General features: G+C 71.7%; 23 protein-coding genes and 1 pseudogene. 14 read left to right on the plus strand and 10 right to left on the minus strand.

Annotated elements, in window-relative coordinates:
* Positions 1-105: 105 nt before the first annotated feature.
* Both P696_RS0112150 and P696_RS0112160 read right to left on the minus strand, forming a co-directional pair.
* Entirely contained in the window at positions 106-2,451 is a 2,346-nt protein-coding gene (locus P696_RS0112150) for an ABC transporter permease (RefSeq protein WP_211245712.1), read from the minus strand.
* Between the two features lie 145 nt (positions 2,452-2,596).
* Positions 2,597-3,343 carry an ABC transporter ATP-binding protein gene (locus P696_RS0112160; protein ID WP_026412555.1) on the minus strand — a complete coding sequence of 249 codons (747 nt, stop codon included), beginning with the start codon at positions 3,341-3,343 and terminating at the stop codon, positions 2,597-2,599.
* Between the two features lie 142 nt (positions 3,344-3,485).
* Between P696_RS0112160 and P696_RS0112165 the strand changes: the two genes are divergently transcribed.
* The gene (locus tag P696_RS0112165; RefSeq protein WP_211245713.1) at positions 3,486-4,640 is read left to right on the plus strand and encodes a sensor histidine kinase; all 1,155 of its coding nucleotides are present in this window, start codon (positions 3,486-3,488) and stop codon (positions 4,638-4,640) included.
* Complete coding sequence (locus tag P696_RS0112170) at positions 4,637-5,329, plus strand: response regulator (RefSeq protein WP_026412557.1); 693 nt, start codon at positions 4,637-4,639, stop codon at positions 5,327-5,329. The genes P696_RS0112165 and P696_RS0112170 overlap by 4 nt, the downstream gene beginning before the upstream one ends.
* A gap of 26 nt (positions 5,330-5,355) precedes the next feature.
* Here the strand turns inward: P696_RS0112170 and P696_RS0112175 are convergent, their stop codons facing one another.
* Both P696_RS0112175 and P696_RS44960 read right to left on the minus strand, forming a co-directional pair.
* On the minus strand, positions 5,356-6,957 hold the full coding sequence (locus tag P696_RS0112175; RefSeq protein ID WP_026412558.1) for a multicopper oxidase family protein: 1,602 nt from the start codon (positions 6,955-6,957) through the stop codon (positions 5,356-5,358).
* On the minus strand, positions 6,950-7,360 hold the full coding sequence (locus P696_RS44960; RefSeq protein WP_051467416.1) for a hypothetical protein: 411 nt from the start codon (positions 7,358-7,360) through the stop codon (positions 6,950-6,952). Before P696_RS44960 ends, P696_RS0112175 begins: the two co-directional genes overlap by 8 nt.
* A 136-nt stretch (positions 7,361-7,496) precedes the next feature.
* On the opposite strand from P696_RS44960, the gene P696_RS0112185 reads away from it, so the two are divergent.
* Complete coding sequence (locus tag P696_RS0112185; RefSeq protein WP_026412559.1) at positions 7,497-8,375, plus strand: LysR family transcriptional regulator; 879 nt, start codon at positions 7,497-7,499, stop codon at positions 8,373-8,375.
* 9 nt (positions 8,376-8,384) lie between these two features.
* Here P696_RS0112185 and P696_RS58020 read toward each other — a convergent pair.
* Positions 8,385-8,567, minus strand: a pseudogene (locus P696_RS58020) (response regulator transcription factor); the annotation flags it as partial.
* 58 nt (positions 8,568-8,625) lie between these two features.
* On the opposite strand from P696_RS58020, the gene P696_RS0112195 reads away from it, so the two are divergent.
* Complete coding sequence (locus P696_RS0112195; RefSeq protein ID WP_026412560.1) at positions 8,626-8,910, plus strand: DUF427 domain-containing protein; 285 nt, start codon at positions 8,626-8,628, stop codon at positions 8,908-8,910.
* Between the two features lie 77 nt (positions 8,911-8,987).
* On the plus strand, positions 8,988-9,896 hold the full coding sequence (locus P696_RS0112200; protein ID WP_026412561.1) for a sigma-70 family RNA polymerase sigma factor: 909 nt from the start codon (positions 8,988-8,990) through the stop codon (positions 9,894-9,896).
* A 75-nt stretch (positions 9,897-9,971) separates the two neighbouring features.
* Here the strand turns inward: P696_RS0112200 and P696_RS58720 are convergent, their stop codons facing one another.
* Positions 9,972-10,640 carry a TetR/AcrR family transcriptional regulator gene (locus P696_RS58720; protein WP_026412562.1) on the minus strand — a complete coding sequence of 223 codons (669 nt, stop codon included), beginning with the start codon at positions 10,638-10,640 and terminating at the stop codon, positions 9,972-9,974.
* Between the two features lie 115 nt (positions 10,641-10,755).
* Between P696_RS58720 and P696_RS0112210 the strand changes: the two genes are divergently transcribed.
* Positions 10,756-10,947, plus strand: coding sequence for a hypothetical protein (locus tag P696_RS0112210; protein WP_026412563.1), 192 nt, complete (start codon positions 10,756-10,758; stop codon positions 10,945-10,947).
* Positions 10,948-10,997: 50 nt separating this feature from the next.
* Positions 10,998-11,381, plus strand: coding sequence for a VOC family protein (locus P696_RS0112215; RefSeq protein ID WP_026412564.1), 384 nt, complete (start codon positions 10,998-11,000; stop codon positions 11,379-11,381).
* Between the two features lie 65 nt (positions 11,382-11,446).
* On the opposite strand, the gene P696_RS0112220 is transcribed toward P696_RS0112215, so the two are convergent.
* Positions 11,447-12,070 carry an SRPBCC family protein gene (locus tag P696_RS0112220; RefSeq protein WP_026412565.1) on the minus strand — a complete coding sequence of 208 codons (624 nt, stop codon included), beginning with the start codon at positions 12,068-12,070 and terminating at the stop codon, positions 11,447-11,449.
* A 132-nt stretch (positions 12,071-12,202) separates the two neighbouring features.
* On the opposite strand from P696_RS0112220, the gene P696_RS0112225 reads away from it, so the two are divergent.
* On the plus strand, positions 12,203-12,832 hold the full coding sequence (locus P696_RS0112225) for a TetR/AcrR family transcriptional regulator (protein WP_026412566.1): 630 nt from the start codon (positions 12,203-12,205) through the stop codon (positions 12,830-12,832).
* A gap of 55 nt (positions 12,833-12,887) precedes the next feature.
* Here P696_RS0112225 and P696_RS0112230 read toward each other — a convergent pair whose 3' ends face one another.
* Positions 12,888-13,613: a DUF4097 family beta strand repeat-containing protein gene (locus tag P696_RS0112230; RefSeq protein ID WP_026412567.1), complete on the minus strand. Its 726-nt coding sequence runs from the start codon at positions 13,611-13,613 to the stop codon at positions 12,888-12,890.
* 213 nt (positions 13,614-13,826) lie between these two features.
* On the opposite strand from P696_RS0112230, the gene P696_RS58725 reads away from it, so the two are divergent.
* From P696_RS58725 to P696_RS44970, 3 genes are all read left to right on the plus strand, one after another.
* Entirely contained in the window at positions 13,827-13,961 is a 135-nt protein-coding gene (locus P696_RS58725) for a hypothetical protein (protein WP_281174932.1), read from the plus strand.
* On the plus strand, positions 13,961-14,290 hold the full coding sequence (locus tag P696_RS0112240; protein ID WP_026412568.1) for a hypothetical protein: 330 nt from the start codon (positions 13,961-13,963) through the stop codon (positions 14,288-14,290). The genes P696_RS58725 and P696_RS0112240 overlap by 1 nt, the downstream gene beginning before the upstream one ends.
* A 77-nt stretch (positions 14,291-14,367) precedes the next feature.
* Complete coding sequence (locus P696_RS44970) at positions 14,368-15,018, plus strand: TetR/AcrR family transcriptional regulator (protein WP_084337338.1); 651 nt, start codon at positions 14,368-14,370, stop codon at positions 15,016-15,018.
* Between the two features lie 66 nt (positions 15,019-15,084).
* Here the strand turns inward: P696_RS44970 and P696_RS44975 are convergent, their stop codons facing one another.
* Positions 15,085-15,726: an SDR family NAD(P)-dependent oxidoreductase gene (locus P696_RS44975; protein WP_245627631.1), complete on the minus strand. Its 642-nt coding sequence runs from the start codon at positions 15,724-15,726 to the stop codon at positions 15,085-15,087.
* Here P696_RS44975 and P696_RS56890 point away from each other — a divergent pair.
* The gene (locus tag P696_RS56890; protein ID WP_170026422.1) at positions 15,713-15,853 is read left to right on the plus strand and encodes a hypothetical protein; all 141 of its coding nucleotides are present in this window, start codon (positions 15,713-15,715) and stop codon (positions 15,851-15,853) included. The two genes, P696_RS44975 and P696_RS56890, sit on opposite strands and share 14 nt — an antisense overlap.
* Before the next feature lie 7 nt (positions 15,854-15,860).
* Here P696_RS56890 and P696_RS52325 read toward each other — a convergent pair whose 3' ends face one another.
* Entirely contained in the window at positions 15,861-16,451 is a 591-nt protein-coding gene (locus P696_RS52325; protein ID WP_157429649.1) for a TetR/AcrR family transcriptional regulator, read from the minus strand.
* Positions 16,452-16,519: 68 nt separating this feature from the next.
* Between P696_RS52325 and P696_RS0112265 the strand changes: the two genes are divergently transcribed.
* Positions 16,520-17,689, plus strand: a complete 1,170-nt coding sequence (locus P696_RS0112265; protein WP_026412569.1) for an FAD-dependent monooxygenase — start codon at positions 16,520-16,522, stop codon at positions 17,687-17,689.
* Between the two features lie 87 nt (positions 17,690-17,776).
* Positions 17,777-18,691 carry an RNA polymerase sigma-70 factor gene (locus tag P696_RS0112270; RefSeq protein ID WP_026412570.1) on the plus strand — a complete coding sequence of 305 codons (915 nt, stop codon included), beginning with the start codon at positions 17,777-17,779 and terminating at the stop codon, positions 18,689-18,691.
* Positions 18,692-18,704 lie beyond the last annotated feature (13 nt).

Below are 18,704 nucleotides of genomic sequence, written 5' to 3' on the forward strand. Positions count from 1 at the left end.
TTGGGGCCTTGTGTTGAGGGAAACACCAATGCCGACCTCCCTATCGGGGAGGTCGGCATGGCGTTCTTGCCGCGCTGCGTCGTGCTCGGCACGCTTTTGCTGCGGCTACTCGGTCCGCAGTGCGGTGGCGGTTCGGGTTCGTGCGGCCCAGCTGGCCGGGAGCAGTGCGCCGAGTAGGGCGATCACGATTCCGCCGGCCAGCAGGGGGATGAGCAGCCCGGCGCTGTAGACGTGGGACACGCTCGGCGGCAGGTGCCGGCCGATCGCGTTCCCCATCGGGGTCAGCGTCGCCTTCTCCACCGCGACCCCGAGCGGGACCCCGATCAGCCCGGCGATCAGGCCGGTGAGTGTCACCGAGGTCAGAACCATGGCAATGGTCTGCCTGGGTGTCATCCCGAGGGCCTTGAAGATCCCCAGATCATGAACCCGCTCCCGGGTGTCCTGCACGACCATGCTCAGCACCCCGAGCGCGGCGACCGCGATCAACATCAGCGTGAGCGTGGCCACCAGGGCGCCCATGATGATCACCACGATGTTCTTGCCCGCGTTCGAGTTCGACAGGACCGAGGCGTTCAGCGGGGTCAGCGCGGCGGCGGCCGAGGTGGACCAGTCCGATCCGCTGACGTTCGAGGCCAGCTCGACGTTGAACTGGTCGATGCGCGGGGTCAGACCGGCGGCGGTGAAGGAGGCCGCATCCGTCATGGCCGTGTAGTCGCCCATGTTGGTGTCGAAGTTGATGCCGACGACCTTCAGCGACACGCGCTTGTTCTGCTGCACCACGGTGACGTTGTCACCGACGTGGATCCCCGCCGCCGAGGCCAGCTTGTCGCCGACCACGACCTCGCCGGGCGCCGAGTACCAGCGGCCGGACAGCAGCTCCAGGCCCGTCCAGGAGAAGTCACCGGTGACCGTGAACACCGTCGTCGGTTCGCCGCCGGGCGGGCCGCCGACCATGGTCGCGCCGCTCTCGCCCCAGCCGAACGCGGCCTTCGTACCCGGGGTCCCGGCGAGCGCGGCGGCCACCTTGGCGGCATCCAGGTGATGGTGGCGCGGGTCGTTGGGGCCGTAGAGACCCCAGGGCACGTCCACGTCGGCTGTGGGTATCACGATCTTCGACGCGACGCTGAAGCCTGAGGTGCTGGTGTCCAGGTACCTGTTGAACCCGGACTCCAGCCCCACCGCGAACGTGGCACTCACCACGCCGAACAGCACCGCCGCACCGACCAGTACGGCCCGGCCCGGCCGGGCGAACGGCTGGGCCAGACCCAGCGACACGGCCCGGGGCAGCGGCAGCCGCGAGGCCAGACGCTGTGCCGTCCGGCCGCCCCCGGTCTTGGGGGCGCGGCCGACCACCAGAGCCCGCACCGTCGGCATCCGGCCGGCTCGCAGTGCCGGGATCAGAGCCGTGACGCCGACGATCAGCAGGGTGCCCAGCGGCACCACGGCGCTGACCCACAACGGAATCGTGGTACTGGCCGCGCCGAGCTGCTTGGTGGCCCCGTCCAGGATCGGCACGGCCAGGAGGTTGCCGAAGACCGTGCCGAGCACTACGCCGAACGTCGCCGGGATCATGGCCTGCGCGGTGTAGGCGCGGGCCACCTGCGAAGGGGTGAAGCCCAACGACTTCAGAATCCCGATGCGCCGGATTCCCGAGGCCACGGCCCCGCTGACCACGATCGAGATGATCAGCACCGACATGAACAGCCCGAGGATCCCGAAGGCGATCAGGAACGGCACGTAGGCCTTGGCGTTCCCGGTCGCCTGCTGCTCCGCGGTCAGGTACGACTGTCCGCCCGCGACCGCGCCGGCCGGCGCGGCGGCGGCCACCGCCCGCTTGCCGGTGGTGATGTCGGCGGCGGTCCCGGCCTTGGCGAACCGGTAGAGCATCTGCCTGTCGGACTTGGCGCCGGCAGCGGTGAGCCGCGCGAAACCGTCGGCGGTGGCGAAGGCGGTCGCGCTGTTGGTCACCGAGCCGCCGAAGCCGACGACCTTGAACGACGGCTTGCCCGGCAGGGAGGAGAACACCACCGAAGCGCCGAAGCAGTCGGTGGCATAGTGCTGCCACGGCAGGGCGATCTCGCCCGGGCCGGTCGGCCAGCGCCCCTGGGTCAGCACGAGTTGGTCCATCCCGGAGGTGCTACCGAGGTCGGGCCGGGTGCTCACGGTGATCGGACCGTTGTCGTGACCGGCGGAATCCTTCTTGGGGCAGTCCGTGCCGACGGTCGTGTCCAGGGCGGCGGCGATCGGGTACGGCCCGGACGCCTCGGTGACGCCGGCGGCGTGCGCGGTGGAGGCGGCCTGCGCGGCCGTGGCCTTCGAGCCGTCGAACTGGACCGCCAGGTGCGCCCCGTTCCGAGCACTGAAGGCGTGGTCGAACGGGGCCTGCACGACGGCCAGCAGGCCGAGGGAGAGTACTGAGGACGTCACCGCGGCGAACGTTGTCAGGGCCATGACGAGGGACTGGACCCGACGCCGGCCCACGCCGGAGCGTACGACCTTGCCCAAGGCGCTCACCGGTTCACCGCCGACAGCGGGCGGGCCATGGCAGGGAATCCGACGTCGAGGAGGCGCCGGGGCATCAGCGGCTTGCGCGGTGTCATCCGACCCCTCCCGCCGGACGGGCCAGCGGCGTGCGGGCGGCCAGGCCGGCACCGCTGCCGTCGTTGATGACGTCCCGCTCGACCGCGCCGTCCACCAGCTCGATCGTGCGGCCCGCGGTGCTCGCGGCCAGCTGCACATCGTGGGTCACCAACAAGATGGTCTGGCCCTCGCCGTTCAGGTCCAGCAGCAGCCGGCGAACGTCCTCGGCCGAGCTCGAGTCCAGCGCGCCGGTGGGCTCGTCGGCCAGCAGCAGCGCCGGCTTGTTCATCAGGGCCCTGGCCACCGCCACCCGCTGCCGTTGCCCGCCGGACAGCCGCTGCGGGTAGGCGCCGGCATGCCGGTCCATGCCCAGCGAGCCGAGCAGCTCGACGGCCCGCCGCTTCGCTTCGCCCTTGCCCATCCCGGCCAGCTGCGCCGGAACCATGACGTTGTCCAGCACGGTCAGGTCGTCGAGCAGGTTGAAGAACTGGAAGATCATGCCGATCGAGGCCCGGCGGTACTTCGCCGAACCGGTCTCACCGAGCTGGTCGACGCGGGTGCCGTCGACGGTGACACTGCCGCTGGTGGGCCTGTCCAGGCCGGCGATCAGATTCAGCAGCGTGGACTTCCCGCTGCCGGAATGGCCGAGGATCGCCACGCACTCACCGGCCGCCACGGACAAGGTCACACCGGCCAGCGCGGACGGGCCGTCGTCGTATTTCTTCGTTGTGTCGCGAAGATCGATCAGCGGTGCAATCGTCATGGCCACGAACCTACGAACAGGACGCCATCCGTCGCGTCGGCCGGCGGATGTCACCGTATCCCCAGGCCATCGGCCCGGCGGTGTACCGGCGTACATCCCCGGGGCGACGCGCGGAGCCGACGCCGCTGCATACGATCTGCGTATGGAAGAGCTTCTCCAGCGGCTTTCGACATCGAAGCGCGTGACCTGGCTGATGTCACAGGTCGCGGTGCTGGCCACCACCTGCTTCTACGCGCTGATGCTCGTCTGGACGATGCCGGCCTCTCGGACCGGGCTCTTCTTCGTGCTCGCCCTTCCGGTCCTGCTCGTGCGCCGTCTGCCGGCGGCGGTCTTCGCGGCGGTCCTGGGCGAAGCGGTCCTCGGCGACATCTTCGGCGCGCGGCCCTCGATCGTGTTCGTCCTGCTCGTCGCCTTGGGCGGGTACCTCGCCGTCCGGCGGCCGAAGGCCGCCGCCGTCGGCTCCGTCGCGGCCGTCCCGGCCGCGTTCGTCAACGTCACCCACACCCCCGGGCAGACCGTCAGCGACGCGGTCCAGTTCGCCGGGGGGCTCGCGTTGTGTTTCGCGGTCGCGTGGGTCGTCGGGGGGGTGTATCGCAAACGCTGTGAATACCTCGAAGCCCTGGACGAGCAGAGGGCGGCCCGCGCCGTCCTGACCGAGCGGCTGCGGATCGCCCGCGAACTGCACGACAGCGTCGCGCACAGCATCGGGATCATCACGGTGCTGTCGGGAGCCGCGGCACGGGTCGTCGAGACCAAGCCCGAGCAGACGCGGCAGGCGCTGACCGGCATCGAGACCACCAGCCGGGAGACGCTGCTCGAGCTGCAGCGCATGCTCGGGGCGCTACGCCGCGCCGAGCCGGACGACGCCATGCCGCAGGCCGCTCCGCTGGCGCCGGCCGGCAGCCTGGCCGACGTCCCGCGGCTCGCCGAACGCACGGCCGACGCCGGGGTGCGGGTCCAGGTGACCTGGCGGGGCGAGCAGCGTCCACTGCCGCCGGAGATCGAACTGTCGGCGTTCCGGATCATCCAGGAGTCGGTGACGAACGTGGTGCGGCACTCCGGGGCGCGGACGTGCCGGGTCGCGGTCGGTTACGAGCCGAAAGGAGTGACGATCGAGGTGGTGGACGACGGGGACGACGGTCTCGGCGGGCAGGGCCGTCGGAGACTCTCCGCGGCCGGCGGGAGCGGCTTCGGCCTGCTCGGCATGCGCGAGCGGGTGACGTTGCTGTCCGGCCAGTTCAGCGCCGGCCGGCGTCCGGAGGGCGGATTCCGGGTGACGGCGAGGCTCCCGGCATGAGCGTGCGGGTGCTGCTGGTCGATGACCAGCCGCTGCTGCTGGTCGGGCTCGGGATCCTGATCGGCGACACCGACGACCTTGAGGTGGTCGGGGAGGCCGGCGACGGCCACGAGGCGGTGCGCCTGGTGCGTGAGCTGCGTCCGGACGTCGTGGTGATGGACATCCGGATGCCGGGCATGGACGGGATCGAGGCGACCCGGCAGGCGACCGCCGAGCCGGACCCGCCCAAGGTGCTGGTCCTGACGACCTTCGACGACGACGAGTACGTCTACGGCGCGCTGCGCGCCGGGGCCAGCGGATTCCTTCTCAAGAGCATGGCCCTGGACGCGATCCTGGACGCGATCCGCGTGGTGGCGGCCGGCGACGCGCTGATCGCACCGAGCGTGACCCGGCGGCTGATCGCGGACTTCGCCGGAACGTCCGCCCCCGCGGCGGGCTCGGCCCCCGAACCGGACGCCGGGCCCGCCGCGGACCCGAGTCCCATCGCGGAGATCACCGACCGGGAGCGCGAGGTGCTGGCACTGGTCGGACAGGGACTGTCGAACACCGAGATAGCCGAGCGGCTGGTGATCAGCGCAGCGACGGCGAAGACCCATGTCGCGCGCCTGTTCGCCAAGCTCGAGGCCCGGGACCGCGTCCACCTGGCGATCATCGCCTTCGAGGCCGGACTCGCACCGCGTAGACGGTAGGGCGGAGAAGAACGTCGCGGGACGGCTCAGATGACTTCGAGGTTGGCCATCATGCCCATGTCCTCGTGTTCGGCGTTGTGGCAGTGGAAGAGGTAGCGGCCCCGGTAGCCGTCGAAGCGGGTGATGATCTCGGCGGTCTCGCCGGGGCTCAGGGAGATCGTGTCCTTCAGGCCCGCGTCCTGGGGGCGGGGGGTTCGGCCGCCTCGGGTCAGGATCTTGAAGCCGACCAGGTGGAGGTGGACGGGGTGGTGGACGTCCGCGACCAGTCGCCAGATCTCGGTGGCGCCCAGGCGGACGGTGACGTCGGTGCGGGACGGCTCGAAGGGCTTGCCGCCGATGAGCCAGCCGTGGCCGCCGTTCATGCGTCCGGCGCGGAAGGAGAAGTCGCGGACGCGGGTGGCTTCGGCGCGGCGCCAGGTCGGGAGGTCGGTGGAAAGAGTCCTGGGGACGCGGCTGTCGTCCTTGGCCTGGCGGGCCACTTGGAAGGCCATGACCTCGCGGGTGCGGCCTTTGCCCAGGCGGTTCCGCAGCCTCACGCGGGTGCCGACCTTGATGGTCCCGAAGTCGATGACGACGTCGTAGCGCTCGGCGGGGGCCATGGGGAGGGTCCGGTGGGTGACGGGGGTTGCGAGCAGGCCCTGGTCCGCGCCGATCTGGGTGAGGGGCAGTCGGCGTCCGTCGTCGGTGACCGCCTCCAGCTCGAAGTGGCGGGCGTTGGAGGCGTTGAGGATGCGGAGGCGATGGCGGGCCGCGTCGACTTCGTGGACGGGCCAGGGCGCGCCGTTGACGAGGATGACGTCGCCCAGGACTCCGGCCAGGTACTCCTCCTGGACGCCTGGCTTGTCGCGGAGGGTTTTGTCCACGGAGGGATAGTGGAGACTGCCGTCGGCGTTGAACGCTCGGTCGGTGATCGCGAGGGGGAGTTCGCGGGGGCCCGTGGGGAGGCCCAGGGCCTCCTCGGCGTCGTCGCGGATGATGTGCAGACCGGCGAGGCCGCGCCAGATCGCCGGGGCCGTGAAGTCCATGCGGTGGTCGTGGTACCAGAGCATCGTCGGGCGCTGGTCCGTGGGGAACGTGTAGTCGCGGGTGAGTCGTGATTCGACCGCTCGTGGGTCCTTCATGGGGTTGGCGGTGCTCATGTGCATGCCGCTCATGCCGTGCTGGCCTGCTTGCCAGTTTTCTGGGAGGACCAGGTCGGTGGGGTAGCCGTCCGACGTCGCGGGGGTTCGTCCGCCGTGGAGGTGGACGACCGTCGGGACGGGCAGTTCGTTGCGGTGCCGGACGGTGACGGGCCTGCCCCGGCGGGCCTCGATCGTCGGGCCGGGGAAGGTGCCGTCGTAGGTCCAGAGGCCGGTGCGGACGCCGGGGAGCAGTTCGGCCGTCGTCTCGCGCTGGGTGATCTCGTAGCGGTCGACGCCGCCCGAGGTGCTGACGGGCTTCAGGACCTTCGGGAGTGGGAGCGGCACCTGGTACGGGGGCGGCAGCGGGACCTTGCTGGTCAGTTCGTCGCCGGTTCGTGGGGGACGGCGGGCCAGGGCGCCCGCCGTCGTCACGCCGGTGAAGGTCACCAGGCCGAGGGCTCCGCCGATGCCCAGGACGTGGCGTCGCGTGACGCTGTGGTCAGGCATGCGTGGGCTCCTCGCGGGTCAGGGGGCGACGCCAGACGTCGATGAACTGGACGACCAGGGCGGCGATGGTGGCGACTCCCAGGGGGAGGTGGAGCCAGAGCGCGCCCGCCATCCCGGCGAAGTACTGGACGGTCTCGGCCAGCACCAGGGCGAGGGTGGCGATGAAGGGCCACGCGCGGCGCAGGCGCGTCCAGATGACGATCGTGACGATCAGCTGGACGTAGCCGAGGGAGGTGGTGAGGTTGGCGCCCGCCTCGTGCAGGCCCAGGCCGTCGTAGTCGCCGCTCAGGAGGACGCCCGCGAAGACCGGCTGACCGAAGATCGCCACCAGGTGGGTGCTGACCACGGCTCTGAGGACCCACCAGGAGGGCCTTGTCGTGGTGTCGGGCGTTGTCGTGGCCAAGGCGCGCCCCCTCCTTGTGTTTGGTCTCGGGTGATGGACGTCCTCGAAGATATGACTGTGGTGTACTGCTGTCTAAGATCAATATTGCTATGAGGTTATGTTCGTAGGTGTATGACGCCTTCCGGAGGAGGTGGACGTGGATCTGAACGCGTTGCGACAGTTCCTGGTGGTGGCGCGCCTGGAGCATCTGAGCCGGGCGGCCGAGGAGCTCCGGGTCGCCCAGCCGTCGTTGAGTAGGACCATCGCGCGGCTGGAGGGCGAACTCGGGACGCCGCTGTTCGACCGGGCCGGGCGGCTTCGGCTGAACGACGCCGGGAAGCTCTTCCGCGGGTACGTCGAACGGTCGCTCGGGGAGCTCGAGGCGGGACGGCGGGCCGTCGCCGAGGCGGGCGACGGGGGGTTCGGCAGCGTGCGGCTGGGGTCGGAGACCTTCCTGACGTTCACGGGGCCGCTCGCCGCGTTCAAGCGGGCCCATCCGGACGTCGAGGTCGAGCTCCACCAGATGCCCGCGGCGGAGATGGCCCGCGGCCTGCTGGCGCAGGACCTCGATCTGTGCGTCGCCTCGCAGCCGATCCCCGGTGACGGGCTGGAGTCCGTCCGGCTGCTGGAGGAGAAGGTGTGGCTGGTGACGCCGCTGGACCATCCGCTGGCGGGGCGTACGTCGGTGACCGTGGACGAGCTGGCGGACGAGCCGTTCATCTCGGCGCACAAGGGGCACTGGCAGCGGCGGCTTCTCGACCGGCTGTTCGCGACGCGGGACCTCACGCCCCGGATCGTCTGCGAGGGGGACGAGGTGGGCGCCATCGCGGAGCTGATCAGGGCCGGGCTGGGGATCGCCCTCGTGCCCGCGTTCGCCCGGCGGTTCGCCCCGATCGACGGGCCGGTCGCCTGGATCACGGTGGACAGTCCCGAATGCCGCCGGACGCTGACCCTGTACTGGGCCGCCGGGCATCATCCGTCCACCGCGGCGCGGCTGATGCGCGCGGCCATCAGTGACTGGAACTGGGCCGGATGACCGGTCCGTTCAGCCGGCGGTGACCAGGCCCGACTCGTAGGCGGCGATCACCAGCTGGGCGCGGTCGCGGGCCTGGAGCTTGGTGAGCAGGCGTCCGATGTAGGTCTTCACGGTGGCCAGGCTCAGGTGCAGGTGCTGGGCGATCTCGGTGTTGGACAGTCCTCGCGCGACCAGGGTGAGGACCTGGCGTTCGTCGCTGGGGTGAGCGGCGGCCTCGCGTGTTTGACTGGGAGGAAAGGGGGCGGTGGCGATGGCACGTGCGATCTTCAACGGGACGGTTCTGGCCGAGACGGAACGTCCGGTGCTGCTGGAGGGCAACGTTTACTTCCCGCCCGAGGCCGTCCACGACGAGTACCTCACCCGGACGCGCTCGTTCTCGCTGTGCCCGTGGAAGGGCGTCGCCCGCTACTACACCGTCCAGGTGGACGGGCGGGAGGCGCGGAACGCGGCCTGGTACTACCCGCACCCGAGCCCGCTCGCCCGCCGGATCAAGAACCACGTCGCGTTCTGGGGTGATGTGCGCGTCGAGCCGTGATCGCCATCCGCCCTGTCACCTTTGGCCGGGGTGATCCGTCAGCTGTGTGACGCAGGTTGACGAGACGGAGACGAGCGATGACGCCGCACGACTTTCTGGCCGCCGAGTTCGAGGGCCACCGGCCGCACCTGAAGGCGGTCGCCTACCGGATGCTCGGCTCGCTGGCCGAGGCGGACGACGCGGTGCAGGAGGCGTGGTTGCGGCTGGCGCGGTCCGACGCCGGGGACATCGACAACCTGGGCGGATGGCTGACGACCGTGGTCGGGCGGGTGTGCCTGGACATGCTGCGGGCCCGGCGGATCCGCGGCGAGCGGTCGCTGGAGGAGCACCTGCCGGACCCGGTGATCACCCGCGAGGACGGCGGCGACCCCGAGGAGCAGGTGATGCTGGCCGACTCGGTCGGGCTGGCGCTGCTGGTCGTGCTGGAGTCGCTGTCCCCGGCGGAGCGGCTGGCGTTCGTCCTGCACGACATGTTCGGGATGCCGTTCGCGCAGATCGCCCGGATCGTCGACCGGACGCCGGACGCGACGAAGAAGCTCGCCAGCCGGGCGCGACTGCGCGTCCGGGGCGCGGCGGCGGTTCCGGACCCCGATCCGGTGGGGCAGCGGCAGGCCGTGGACGCGTTCCTGGCCGCCGCGCGGGGCGGCGACTTCGACGCGCTGCTCGGCCTGCTCGACCCCGAGGTGGTGCTGCGCGCGGACGCCGGGCTCCCGGCGGGCGGCATGAAGGTGGTCCGGGGCGCCGGGGCCGTCGCGGCGCAGGCCGCCACGTTCCGGCGCATGGCCACGGCCGCCGACGCCCACCCCGCGCTGGTCAACGGCAACGCGGGCCTGGTCAACATCCTCGGCGGCAGGCTGTTCTCGGTCATGAGCTTCACCGTGTCCGGCGGACGGATCGTCGCGATCGACATCCTGTCCGACCCGGACCGGCTGGCCCGGCTCGACCTGATCGCCCTGGACGGCTTGGACGTCCTGCCGGGCGACTGATTCGTCCACCCCGCACGCGTCCGTCCCGCATGCGATTCGGCGGGCGGCGCGTGCGGGGGCGCTTCCGGTTCCCGCTCAGGCTCGGGCGTAGTCGGCGAGGGCGGGCTCCAGGAGGTCGAAAGCCTGGGTGGCCTCGGCGGCGATGGTGCGGGCGATCTCGTCGTTGGCGCGTCCGGTGAGGGTGAGGTCCTGGATGCGCTGGAACAGGACGCGGTGGACGCTGCCCAGCAGTCCGGCGGCGGTCTGGACGGTGATGTCGCCGGGCGTGGCGCCGGTGGCGTCCGCGAGGGCCCCGGCCAGCTGGTGTTCGCGCTGGTCGTGCAGGCCGCGGAGGCACGCGGTCAGGGTCGGGCTCTCGGCGATCATGCTTGCGAACTCCGGGCCGGAGAAACCGGCGACCGGGTTCCGGGCGGCGACGTCCTCGGCGAACGCGCGGCGGAGCGCGGTCAGCGCCGACTCGCCCTCGGCGCGGCGGGCGACGGTGTCGGCCAGGGAGGCGGCGAACCGGTCCTGGTGGTCCAGGGCCAGGTCCTCCTTGCGCGCGAAGTAGTTGGTGACGGTCTTCTTGGCGACGCGGGCGGCCGTGGCGATCTCGGCGATGGTCGTCCGCTCGAAGCCCTGGGCGATGAACAGCCTGGTCGCGTGGTCGGAGATGAGCTGCCGGGTCTCCTGCTTCTTCGTCTCGCGCAGCCCTGCGGGCGGCGCGGGCGGCGGGGTGGAGCGGTCGGGTGTCTGAGTGGCCATGGGCGCAATCTTACCCTCGTCGTATTTTTATGTTGACACCCCAGGGCGGGGCGGGCTAAGTTTACGTCCGTCGCAAGTTTGCGACGAGGGAACGTCTAGTTCGAAGGGGACGCCCATGCGCAACCGCACCCACCACCTCGCCGTCCCGGCGGTCGACCTCGCCGGGCTGCCGCCGCAGCGACCCGAGCCGAAGCAGCAGCCTCAGCGGCGGGGCGCCGAGCTGCGGCGTCCGCCGTCCGAGCACGGCGTCCGCGCACGTCGGCAGGCCCAGGGGCTGCGCAACGTCCCGCGTCGTCGCGGCTACTGACCCCTGCCGCTGCCCGCCCTCGTTCCGCCACCCCTGAAGAAGGAGCCTTCTTGCAGTTCACCGCCTCCACCGTTTCGCTGACCGTTGACGACGTCGCCGCCTCCCAGGCGTTCTTCACCGATCACCTCGGTTACGCCGTCCAGCAGGCCGCCGACGGGTTCGCCTCGCTCTCGCGTGCCGACGCGGTCGACGTCGTCCTGCTGGCGCGGGGCATCGAGGTGCTGCCGCCGGAGCAGCGCGACCAGCGCGCGAGCGGCCTGATCCTGGCGTTCACGCTGGCGTCCGGCCTCGCGGAGCAGGAGAAGCGGCTGCGCGACGCCGGGGTCGAGATCACCATGCCGCTGCGCGAGGAGCCCTGGGGCGAGCGCCTCTTCCAGGTCACCGACCCCAACGGCGTGATCGTCCAGTTCGTCGAGTGGGTCGCGTCCGAGTAGTCCGTGGACGTGCCGTCGCCCCGGCTCGGAGTCTCTCCGGGTCGGGGCGACGGTGTTCTTGCTGGTCAGGCGGCGGCTTCGGCGGCCGTCTTCAGGTTGCGCACCCAGTCCTTGAGGCCCTCGCCGAGGAGTCTGGTGGCGGTGGGGACGTCGGCCTCGGCCTGCCGTCCGGTCCAGGTCTCCTCGGTGTGGACGCGGACGCCGCCCCTGACCTTGGTGAACGTCCACAGGTGGACGCCTCGGTCGATGCGCACGTCGGCGCCGATCGCGGGGCCGCTCCACAGGATGCAGGAGTTCGGCTTGAGCCGGTGGACCGTCGAGGTGATGGTCATCGTGTCCGCCGGGGTCGTGGGCGTGGGCGGCGCCGGGGTCGTCCAGCGGAAGCTCGAGCCCGCGCGCAGCGGACCGCCGTGGTCGAGGCGCTTCGCGGAGAGGACGGCCCGGGGCTGCCAGGACGGCCAGCGCTCCACGTCCGTCTGCACCGTGAAGACGGTCCTCAGCGGTGCCTTGATCAGGACGTCGGTCTCGAAGCGGATCTTCGCCGCCGGGTCGACGCCCTCCCCCCGACACTGGGCCGGGCGGGGCGCGCGGTGGTGGTCGGGGGCGGCCTGGGCGGCGGGGGCGAGGACGCCCAGCGCGGCGGTCGTGGCGGCGGCGAGCGAGAGGGCGGCGAGGGAGGCGGTGCGCATCCGGCGTTCTCCTGACTAGAGGCTCATGCGTTCGTTAGAAGTTATAACTGGATGCGAAGCGGGCGTCAACAGGGTTCGTGATAGCTTCTAACGAAACTTTCGAGGTGTAGCCGGGAGTCGGGAGGCGGGACGGTGACGACGACGCCGCGTGAGCGGTACCGCGCTCAGGTCCGCGAGGAGGTCAAGGAGCACGCGTGGGAGCAGATCGCCTCGGCGGGCGCCTCCGCGCTCTCGCTGAACGCGATCGCCAAGCGGATGGGGATGAGCGGTCCCGCGCTCTACCGCTACTTCGCGGGCCGGGACGAGCTGATCACCGAGCTGATCCGGGACGCCTACCGAAGCCTCGCGAGCACCGTCCGCGCGGCGGCGGACGACGGCGCCGACCTGGCCGGGGTGGCGCGCGCCTTCCGCCGCTGGGCGCTCGACGACCCGCAGCGGTACTTCCTCATCTACGGGACGCCCGTCCCCGGCTACCACGCGCCGGACGACACCACGCTCATCTCGGGCGAGATCATGACGGTGCTGCTCGGCGTCTGCGCGTCCCTGCCGGAGCGTCCGGCCTCGCCGCTCGACGCGCACCTGGACGAGCACCGGCACTGGGCGGACCCATCCGTCCCGCCCGCCGTGCTGCACCGGGCGCTGAGTTTCTGGACGCGCTGCCACGGCGTCCTGTCCCTGGAACTCGCCGGGCACTTCGCCGGGATGGGCTTCGACCCGGAGCAGCTCTTCGAAGCGGAGCTGGCCGACCTCGTGACGCCGTGAGGCGGCCCGGGGGCTCGTTCCCCGGACCGCCTCGGCCGTCGCTTCGCGGTTCCCCTCAGGCGGCGCGGACCTCGATGCGCCCGTTGCTGGTCGTCAGGTCGAGCCGGTGCCGTCCGGACGGGTCGTTCGGGACGCCGATGTCGCGCTTGCCGTTGCTGGTGTGCGTGGTCACCTGGTAGCGGCCGTCCTTCGGGACGGTCAGGGTGATCGCGCCGTTGCTCGTCTTCGCGCGGATGTTCTCCGGCTTGGTCGGCGTGAGGTCGACGGCCCCGTTCGAGGTCTGGACGTCGATGGAGTCGCCGCCGAGCCCGCTGCCGCTGATCCGCCCGTCGTGCGTGCGCGCCGTGACGGATCCGGAGACGCCGTCCAGCTCGACCCTGCCGGAGTGGGTGGTCACGTTCACCTGGCCCACGTGGGACAGCGTGATCGACCCGTTGGTCGTCCCGCCGCTCACGGGCACGCCCGCCGGGACCTTGATGTCGTAGCTGATCGAGCAGTCCGAGACGTCGCAGCCGGACAGGACCAGCACGCCGTTCTCGATCCGGTGGGTCGGGCCGTCCGGGCGCTTGTCGGCGTAGTGGATCGTCCGCGTGAGGGACGCCTTCGCCGTGCCGCCCACGACCTTCACGCTCCCGGATCGGATGCCGTCCAGCCTCACCGCCGTCACCTTCGCGGTGAGGGCGGCGGCGTCCCGGTGGATCTTGTCCATGTCCGGGTCGCAGGCCGTGAGGGTGACGACGGCCGTCACGGCCAACCCGAGGCTGAGAAGCTGGCGGCGCATGAACATCCTCCCGATTTCGCGATCATGAGAACTCTAGGAACCGCCCGTCCGATCCATCGTCCTGCTGCGGGACCACTTCCCCCCTCCCCCTCAGGTCTCAGACCCCTGGCCGCGCGGGGGGTTCAGTTGACTACCGTGGGTGTTTAGCGTGTCTCTCTGTGGAGTGACCGCCGCCCTGGGGGTTGCTCGCCGAGCTCCTGCCGAGGGGGACGCGTGTTGGGGTATCGGGCCTGTCGGGAGAAGGACGTCCGGCCGCAGGGGATCATCACCGCCTACTGCCGGGACCGCATGAGCGTCCGGCTGCGGGAGCCGTCCCGCAGGCCGTGCTCGGTCCACCAGAACATCTGATGGCCGCCGAGCTGCCCCTGTCCGGGGACGAGTTGGCCTGGCTGCTCAACCAGACGCTGGGCATGCCCGTCGGAGGCGTCCGGATGCGGGTCGAACGGGTGGAGCCGGGCGGGACGTCCGCGCGGCCGGAGGTGCGGGTGCGGGTGGTCGTCTCCGACGACTCGGCCTCGCTGGGGGTCTGGGAGGTCGACGTTCCGATGGATCCGCTCGACCTGGAGCCGGAGGTGAACGCCCCGGCGCTGGTGGCCATCCTCGCCGGGAACCTCCGGGAGTGGTGGGAGCTCAAGGGCGTCGAGGCCCGGATCGGCCGCTGGGGACGCCCCGTCTGACCGGTCAGCGGCGGCGCAGGGCCGCGTGCGCGCGCAGGATCGCGGGGAGCAGGGCGTAGACGACCGTCGGGACGACGATGGCGGTCACCACGAGCGTCCGGACGGGAAGGGAAGCGGCGGACGGAGCGGCGCGGGCCGCTGATGGTGCGGCGCGGCGGCGGCTGATCGCGGACGCGGCGATCGCGACGCTGGCGAGCGCCGGGCAGCGCGGGCTGACGCACCGGGCGGTCGACCAGGCCGCCGGGCTGCCGGAAGGGTCCTGCTCGTACTACTTCCGCACCCGGCAGGCGCTGCTCCAGGCGACGGTCGAGCGGCTCGTGGAGGCCGACACCGCCGATCTGGTCGCCCACGCGGAGATCTTCGGGGACAGCGCCGACCCGGCGAAGGTCGCCGAGGCGGCCGTGGAGGTCATCCGGTACTGGACGAGCGTCATGCGCGAACGGACGCTGGCGCGCTTCGAGCTGATGCTGGAGGCGGGACGGCGTCCGGAGCTGCAGACCGTCCTGGACGCGGCGCGCGTCCACTACCGCGCGCTGGCGCGGCGGACGCTCGCGGGCATCGGGGCCAGTGACCCCGACGGGCAGGTGCAGATGTTCGTCGCGTGCCTGGACGGGCTGGTGTTCCGGCATCTGACCGGCGCGGATCCGCTCACCGCCGAGCCCGCCGAGCAGCGGCGCGTGCTGCTCGACGTGCTGAACGGCTTCGTTCACGGGCGCGACGGGTCGTAGCCCCCGGTCATCGGGTGGCGTGCCCGCTCAACGGGCGGTGCGTCCGCTCAACGGGTGGGGGCCAGGTCACCAGGTGATGGGGCCCAGGCGGTCGGTGAAGGTGGCGGTCGGGCCGTCCGGGGCGAGGGTCGCGAGGCGGACGATCGAGTCGGTGCCCTCGGTGACGGTCAGCCGGCCCCGGTGCCCGTTCATGTCGGTGGCGGCGAACGTGTGGTTCGCGACCTCGCCGGGCGTGGTGGCGTTGAACCTGATGTCCGGGAGCGCCTGCGCGTACCGGACGGTGATCATGTTCAGCGCCGCCTTGGACGAGCTGTAGGCGAGCTCGTGCATCCGCGAGACGGGCTGGTCCGGGTCGGTGATGACCGCGAAGGACCCGGCCGCGCTGGAGACCATCACGACCCTCGGGGCGTCAGACTTCCGGAGCAGCGGGAGGAAGGCGTTGGTGACGCGGATCGGCCCGTACACGTTGGCGTCGTAGACGGCGTGGATCTCCTCGATGGTGACGTCCGCGGGCGGGACGGCGTGACCGGGCGCGCCCGCGTTGTTGACCAGGACGTCCAGGCGGTCGGTGTGCTCCCGGACGGTCCGCAGCGCGTTCGCGACCGACTCGTCCGAGGTCACGTCCAGCCGGACCGGGGTCACGTCGGCGCCGCGCGCGGTCTTCCGCGACCGGGACGGCCGCGTCCTGCACACGATGACGCTGGACATCGCGGACGGCTGCGTCCAGGCCATCCACATCGTGATCAACCCCGACAAGCTCGGGCACCTCGGACCGGTCGCGGACGCCTGGGCCGTGAACGACGAGGTCAGGCGAGTCGCCCGCGACGACCGCTAGGCGGTGGCTAGGGGGTGGGTGGGCGGAGGCCGTCCAGGAGGACGGTCAGGTACGTGTCGACCAGGCCCGGCGTGGATGGCTGGGCGCGGGCGACGGCCAGGGCGGTCTCGCCGATGAGGGTGGTCGTGGCGGCGGGGTCGAGATCGGCGCGGATCTCGCCGTCCCGGCGCGCGCCCTCGATCATCTCCTTCACGGCGCTGACCAGGTCCGCGCGCAGGGCGGTGGTGGTGGGCAGATCCAGGCCGCCGAGCTGGTCGTTCACCGCGTGGTGCGCGGTCTGGAAGTCGATCAGCTCGCGCAGGAAGGCGCGCAGCGCGGCGTGGGGTGGGGCCTCGGCGAGCAGGTCGCGGGCGCGCTGGACGACGGGTCCGAGCAGCCGGGAGACGGCGGCGTCGAGCAGGGCGTCCTTGCCGCCGAAGGCGCGCACGACCGTCGCCGCGCCGAGGCCCGCGCGCTTCGCGATGGCCTCGACGGTCAGGGACGCGCCCGGTTCGGCGAGCAGGGTCATGGCGGCGTCCAGCGCCAGCTGCCGGTTGCGCACGGCGTCCGCGCGGCGGCGGGGTTCGGCTGGAGTCCTCGCGCCGGAGGGTGTTGACAAGTGGAATGCCCCTTCCACATACTCGAACTGGAACGCTTATTTCATTTACCCTAGCGCGGGAGGCCGCCGTGAACGAGCGAGTCCTGATCTCCGGAGCCAGCATCGCCGGGCTGACCCTGGCCCACTGGCTGGCCCGGCACGGGTTCCGTCCGACCATCGTCGAGCGCGCCCCCGGGCTGCGGACCGGGGGCAACGGGGTGGACGTCCGGGACGACGCGGCGGCCGTCGTCGAGCGGATGGGGATCATGGAGCGGGTGCGCGAGCGGGCCGCCGACGTGCACGGGATGAAGTTCGTGGACGCCGCCGACCGGGCCGTCGCCCGCGTCGACACCCGCGCGGCGGGCTCGGTCGAGATCATGCGAGGCGACCTGGTCGCGCTGCTGCGCGAGATCACCGACGTGGAGATCCTGTTCGGCGACTCGATCCGCGAGCTGGAGCAGGACGCGGACGGCGTGACGGTCGCCTTCGAGAACGCGCCCGCCCGCCGCTTCGACCTGGTCGTCGGCGCGGACGGCATGCACTCGACCGTCCGGCGGCTGGCCTTCGGGCCCGAGGAGCGGTTCGTCCGGTTCAAGGACCACTACTTCGCGTTCGCCGACGCGGACGCCTCGCTCGGCGAGGACCGCTGGGTCACGATGTTCAACACCCCGGGCACGATGGCCGGGATCTACCGCTCGGGCAACCACGCGCAGGCCAAGGCGTACTTCGTGTTCCGGTCGGAGGAGCTGGACTTCGACCACCGCGACGTCGCCGAGCACAAGCGCCTGGTCGCGGAGGCGTTCGCCGACCACGCGTGGGAGCCGACCGGAGGGCTGCTCTCGGCGGCGCTGGCCGACCCGGAGTTCTACTTCGACGCGCTCGGCCAGGTCCGGATGGACTCCTGGTCGAACGGGCGCGTCGCGCTCGTCGGCGACGCCGCCTGGTGCGCGTCCCCCGCCTCGGGCGCGGGCGCCGAGCTGGCCCTGGTCGGCGCGTACCGGCTGGCGGGCGAGCTGGCCGCGGCGGGCGGTGACCACGAGGTCGCGTTCGCGCGGTTCGACGCCGTCCACCGGCCGCTGGTCGACCGCAAGCAGAGGATCGGGCCGAACGTCCGGCTGATGGTGCCGAAGACCGAGGGCGGACGGTGCGTCCGCGACACCCTGGCGCGGTCGCCGCTGATGAGGGCCGCCGAGCGGGTCGAGCGGGCCGTCCAGGCGAGGAACGCGCGTCCGCTGCCGGAGTACCGGCGTCCCGCCTGAAACGCGACGTGACGGACATCACCGTCACAGGGGGGCTGCGTCCGGTGTCGTTCGTACGGCAGGTTCGGCACGGACAGGGGGACGATCATGGATGAGACGGCGAAGGGCGACGTCGCGCACGTTGACGAGGGGCGGGTCGACGCGGCGACCGGGGCGTTCGTCGCGCACCGGAATCTGCTGTTCACCGTCGCCTACGAGATGCTCGGGTCGGCCGCGGACGCCGAGGACGTCCTCCAGGAGACCTGGCTGCGCTGGACGGGCGTCGACCTGGAGGAGGTCCGCGACCAGCGCGCCTACCTCGTCCGGATCACGACGCGGCAGGCGCTGAGCAGGCTCCGGACGCTCGGCCGCCGCCGCGAGTCCTACGTCGGGCCGTGGCTGCCGGAACCGCTGCTGACCACGCCCGACGTGGCGGACGACGTGGAGCTCGCCGACAGCGTCTCGATGGCGATGCTGCTCGTGCTGGAGACGCTCGGGCCGACCGAGCGGGCCGTGTTCGTCCTGCGCGAGGTGTTCGACCTCGGCTACGACGAGATCGCCGACGCGGTCGGCAAGGCCCCGGCGACCGTCCGGCAGATCGCGCACCGGGCCCGCGCGCACGTGGCGTCGCGGCGTCCGCGCGAGGCGGTGTCGGCGGACGAGAAGAAGGACGCCGTGGAGGCGTTCCGGCAGGCGACCCTGACCGGTGACCTGCAAGGACTCCTCGACGTCCTGGCTCCCGACGTGGTGATGCTGACCGACGGCGGCGGGGTCGTCGTGGCCGCGCTGGAGCCGTTCGTCGGCGTCGACACGGTGGCCGGGCTGCTCAGCCGCATGTCCGGCCCGGTGACGCTGGAATCCGCCGAGGTCAACGGGAACCCGGCGCTGATGCTGTACCGCGACGGCGAGCTCGACGCGGTGATCGGCGTCCACGTCCAGGACGGCAAGGTCAAGGGGCTGTACGTCGTCCGGAACCCCGAGAAGCTGTCGGGCGTCCAGCGCGAGACGACGCTGAGCCGCTGAGGAGAGGGAAAGA

The organism is Actinomadura oligospora ATCC 43269 (assembly GCF_000518265.1).
Lineage (GTDB): Bacteria > Actinomycetota > Actinomycetes > Streptosporangiales > Streptosporangiaceae > Spirillospora > Spirillospora oligospora.